Source organism: Lactobacillus nasalidis (assembly GCF_016587775.1).
In the GTDB taxonomy this organism is placed as follows: Bacteria; Bacillota; Bacilli; order Lactobacillales; family Lactobacillaceae; genus Lactobacillus; species Lactobacillus nasalidis.
Genome location: NZ_BOCG01000700.1, coordinates 1 through 4183, shown reverse-complemented (window position 1 = coordinate 4183; position 4183 = coordinate 1). Strand labels below are relative to the sequence as shown.

Annotated in this window: 5 protein-coding genes and 1 pseudogene; 5 read left to right on the top strand and 1 reads right to left on the bottom strand. The window is 53.6% G+C overall.

Features of this window, described 5'->3' with window-relative positions:
* Together lacNas_RS13385 and lacNas_RS13380 are read left to right on the top strand one after the other, a co-directional pair.
* A partial coding sequence (locus tag lacNas_RS13385; RefSeq protein WP_201331468.1) for a C40 family peptidase occupies nucleotides 1–731 on the top strand: 731 nt, incomplete at its 5' end.
* Between the two features lie 156 nt (nucleotides 732–887).
* Nucleotides 888–1601 carry a C40 family peptidase gene (locus tag lacNas_RS13380; protein ID WP_201331469.1) on the top strand — a complete coding sequence of 238 codons (714 nt, stop codon included), beginning with the start codon at nucleotides 888–890 and terminating at the stop codon, nucleotides 1599–1601.
* Between the two features lie 135 nt (nucleotides 1602–1736).
* On the opposite strand, the gene lacNas_RS13375 is transcribed toward lacNas_RS13380, so the two are convergent.
* Nucleotides 1737–1916 carry a hypothetical protein gene (locus lacNas_RS13375; RefSeq protein WP_201331470.1) on the bottom strand — a complete coding sequence of 60 codons (180 nt, stop codon included), beginning with the start codon at nucleotides 1914–1916 and terminating at the stop codon, nucleotides 1737–1739.
* A gap of 427 nt (nucleotides 1917–2343) precedes the next feature.
* On the opposite strand from lacNas_RS13375, the gene lacNas_RS13370 reads away from it, so the two are divergent.
* The 3 genes and pseudogenes from lacNas_RS13370 to lacNas_RS14550 form a co-directional block, all read left to right on the top strand.
* The gene (locus tag lacNas_RS13370) at nucleotides 2344–3102 is read left to right on the top strand and encodes a C40 family peptidase (RefSeq protein WP_201346946.1); all 759 of its coding nucleotides are present in this window, start codon (nucleotides 2344–2346) and stop codon (nucleotides 3100–3102) included.
* 45 nt (nucleotides 3103–3147) lie between these two features.
* Complete coding sequence (locus lacNas_RS13365; RefSeq protein ID WP_201330743.1) at nucleotides 3148–3951, top strand: C40 family peptidase; 804 nt, start codon at nucleotides 3148–3150, stop codon at nucleotides 3949–3951.
* Nucleotides 3952–4028: 77 nt separating this feature from the next.
* Nucleotides 4029–4183, top strand: a pseudogene (locus lacNas_RS14550) (IS3 family transposase); the annotation flags it as partial.

Genomic DNA, 4183 nt, shown 5'->3' with positions numbered 1-4183 from the left:
CCCCGGTTGCAGTCAGCAGCCAGGCTCCGGCAGCCCAGGCCGCCACTGTCAAGGCTGTCAACAAGCAGGTTGTGGTCAACTACGTTTCCGGCTACAGCGTCAAGGCCTGGAAGAATTACAAGGTCAAGCTGGGCAAGGCCAACGACACGGGCATCAGCTTCAAGCACGGCACCACTTTGACGGTGGTCGGCGAAGTGAAGTACAAGGGGCAGACCTGGTACAAGATTGCTGACAACGAATGGATCCTGGCTTCATACACTTTGAGTCAGAAAGCCTGGGCCAAGAAGGCCGCCGCTGCCAAGAAGGCTGCGGAAAAGGCAGCCAAGAAGGCGGCAGCTGCCAAGAAGCTGTCCAAGAGCAAGACGACCAAGGAAAACAAGGTCGTTGCCCTGGCCAAGGCGCAAGTCGGCAAGCCTTACGTCTGGGGGGCAACCGGCCCGTCCAGTTTTGACTGCTCCGGCTTGACCAGCTACGTTTACAGCCACGCCATCGGCAAGTACATCACCCGGACCACTTACACCCAGGTGCACCAAGGCAAGACGGTTGCGGTTTCCACTTCGACTTTGAAGAAGGGCGACCTGCTCTTCTGGGGCTCCAAGTCAGCTCCTTACCACGTGGGCATCTACGTGGGCGGCGGCAAGTTCGTCCACGCGGCTACTCCGAGCCAGGGCGTCATCAAGCAGAGCTTGAGCTACTACTTCTGGCCGTCAACTGCCAAGCGCTTGATTTAATCGAGAAACATCCTTTATACTGGGACGTCATTTGACGTCCTTTTTCTTTTGCCTTTTTAAAATAAAAAAACAACTGTATTTTTTCTGTAACCTTTCTGTAATATTACTTGCTTACACTAGAAAAAGTTAATTCAATTTAGGAGCGGAAAAAGAAAGATGAAGCGGAAATTCAGTTTAGTGCTTTTGTTGTTGGCAGTTTGGCTGGGCGGCGCCCGGCCGGCCCAGGCGGCAACCGACAGCAAGGACAGCAACATTACGATCGTGAAGAAGACTTTGGTGGCCTACAACAAGGGCAACAAGCTGAATGTCTGGAACACTTACGGGACCGGCAAGAAGAAGACCGGCCAGGTCAAGTCCGGCTACAAGTTTACGGCCACGGGCCAGGCCCAGTACAAGGGCCGGACCTGGTACCGGATCAGCTCAAACAAGTGGATCCTGGGCATCAACACGGTTTCGACCAGCAAGTACGCTTCAATCAAGGCCGCGGCAGCGAAGACGACCAAGCAGAACAAGGTCGTTGCCCTGGCCAAGGCCCAGGTGGGCAAGGCCTACGTCTGGGGGGCAACGGGCCCTTACAGCTTTGACTGCTCCGGTTTGACCATGTACGTGTACAAGAAGGCGATCGGCCTGTCCTTGCCGCACTACTCAGTCAGCCAGCTCTACTACGGCAAAGCGGTGTCGACCAAGAAGCTGGTCAAGGGGGACCTGCTCTTCTTTGGCTCCAAGTCAGCGCCAAGCCACGTGGGGATTTACGTGGGCAGCGGCAAGTTCGTCCACGCCTCCAGCCCGACGGTCGGCGTAATCAAGTCCACCGTCAGCACGAACCGCTCCAGTGCTTTCTACCCGTCCAGCGCGCGGCGCGTAATTTAAGTCGTGTTCTTATCTTGCATTTTTCCGCTAAACTGCGTAAAATAGGCAATAGAAAAAGGACGAGTGTTGGAGCACTCATCCTTTCATTGATCGAGCCGGTGACGGCCAATTTAAAATATTATTTAAATCTTTTGATTAGTCGTCGTTACGACGGCTTTTTTGTTCCCGCAATTTCTTGCGAAGAACATCCACCCAGTCGATTAGCAGGCAGAGAGTCTTTACCGTGGCGACACAGCTCTTCAAGAGCAAATTGGTCATGTCCACAAGCAGTTTCAATCTGCCTACCATCCAGATTAAGTGAGCCAGCAGGCTCATTTTACGGTGGCTCCTTTCCGTAATGATAGGAAGGAGCCGATGAAAAGATCAAGGGCACCACTTCCTCCGTAGAGGCCGCCACCGTTATGCTCAATCGGGAATATTATAGCACGTGTGTTTGGCAAAAGGATAGTATTTACTAGCAACTTTGCTTGCTATTTTCCTTCAGTCTAAGTAGAATGAACTTGAGCCGGTGACGGCCAATTTAAAAATTGCTTTTTAATTAGCCGTCGTTGCGATGATTTTTTGTTCCAATAGGACAAGCTACAGCGACTATTCAACACTTGCATATTTCCAGCGGGGAGGGCGACAGCGCCTTCCCCGTTTTTGTAACAGTTTTGTAACGTTAAGAGGGCTTGCAGGCCTAGGGGGCAAGCGTTTATTATAACTATAAGGTGTTAATTTTGCTTTCGCTGGAGGAAAGAATATGGGCAGTTCAAAGTGGATTAGATTCATGGGCGCGGCGGCGCTGTTTTTCGCGGGACTCGGCTTATGCGGCCAGCCCGCGCAGGCTCAGGTGAAGGGCCACCTTTCCAAGGTACAGGTAGTCAAGAAGGCTCCGGTTTGGACCAACTACAAGAAGGGCAAGAAGACCCGGCAGTACCTTAAGAAGGGGACGGTCAAGCAGGTCAAGGCTTCAGCTACCGACAACAAGCACACGGTCTGGCTGAAGGTTGGCAGCAAGAAGTGGATTGCCAGCAAGTACACGGTTGTCTTGACGACGACCAAGCAGACGGCAGCCAAGACAACGGCCAGCACGTCCTTGACCAACAGCCAGCTGACGCAAGCGGCTTCTTCCCAGGCCCCGGCAGGTTCATCCTGGCGGCAAAACGCGGTGGTAGCCCTGGCCAAGGCGCAGGTCGGCAAGGCCTACGTCTGGGGCGCGACGGGTCCAAACAGCTTTGACTGCTCCGGCCTGGTTCAGTGGGTCTACAAGACCGCGATCGGCCAGACCGTTTCCCGGACCACCTACACTCAAGTCAAGGAGGGCGTGGCGGTTGCCGTATCGACTGCTAGCCTGCAGCCGGGTGACTTGCTCTTCTGGGGATCGGTTTCCGCGCCGTATCACGTGGCAATTTATGTCGGCAATGGTCAATACGTTTCTGCCGCCGACGAGCAGCAAGGGGTCATCTTAGCGACGATCAGCAGCTACTTCTGGCCGTCAACGGCCCGGCGGATTCTGTAGTTTCCGTGTTAAAATATAGTTAGCGGTGTAAGGGAGGAATTGAGCATGAAGAAATCAAATCTGATCAAATTTTCTGCTGCAGCGCTGACTTTCCTGGGGATTTCAGCGACTGGGGTCAAGCCGGTGAAGGGACCCGTGCAGGCTGCCAGCAAGCGGATCAAGGTTATCAGCAAGCAGTATGTCACCGTCTGGACCAACTACCAGAGCGGCCGGCATGTGGCCACTCACTTGAAGAAGGGGAGCAGCCATTTCGTCTACCAGACTGCCAAGGACAGCATGGGCAATCTGTGGTACCGGATCGGCAAGAAGGAATGGGTCATGGCCAAGTACTTCAGCCAGGTCAAGACGGCCAAGCAGGCAGTCAAGGCCGAGAAGGCTAAGAAAGCCAAGACAGCCAAGAAGACCAAGCAGACGGTCAAGACCACGGCCCGCAGCGCGGCCAGCTTGGTAGCTTCTTGGAGCGCGCCGATGGGGTCCAAGGCGCGGGCCAAAGCCGTTGTCGCTTTGGCCAAGAAGCAGGTGGGCAAGGCCTATGTCGAGGGTTCCAAAGGCCCGAATGCCTTCGACAATGCCAGTCTGGTAGCTTACGTCTACAAGCAGGCTGCCGGGGTCAATACAGGTTCAAGCACCCAGACCCAGGTCAAGAAAGGGATCGCGGTTGATCCCAAGTCCAAGACCGGCTTTACGGAAGGGGACCTGCTCTTTTGGGGTTCCAAGAACAAGCCATACAATGTGGCAATTTATGTGGGGGATGGAAAGTACGTCACTGCAGCTGGTGAGCAGCAGGGGGTAGTGCAAGCCAGCCTGTCCACTTATTTCTGGCCTAGTCGGGCTAGAAGAGTCCTATAGAAATGGGAAAAGCCAGGCTCTGTAAAGAGTCTGATATGACCCCCGAAATTAGGACACTAATTTCGGGGGTTATTTTCATGACTAAATACACTAAAGAAATAAAACTCGCTATCTACCACGAATGGGTAGACGATCATAGAAGAGGCACCTACCTCAGCCGAAAATATGGGATGGAGCGTGGAGGAATCCAATATTTGGTAGACTTGATCCAAAAGCATGGCGAAGCCATTTT

Excerpts from the sequence above, each read along its gene's own strand:
- lacNas_RS13380 (WP_201331469.1), top strand. The coding sequence starts at position 888 with ATGAAGCGGAAATTCAGTTTAGTGCTTTTGTTGTTGGCAGTTTGGCTG.
- lacNas_RS13375 (WP_201331470.1), bottom strand. The coding sequence starts at position 1,916 with ATGAGCCTGCTGGCTCACTTAATCTGGATGGTAGGCAGATTGAAACTG.
- lacNas_RS13370 (WP_201346946.1), top strand. The coding sequence starts at position 2,344 with ATGGGCAGTTCAAAGTGGATTAGATTCATGGGCGCGGCGGCGCTGTTT.
- lacNas_RS13365 (WP_201330743.1), top strand. The coding sequence starts at position 3,148 with ATGAAGAAATCAAATCTGATCAAATTTTCTGCTGCAGCGCTGACTTTC.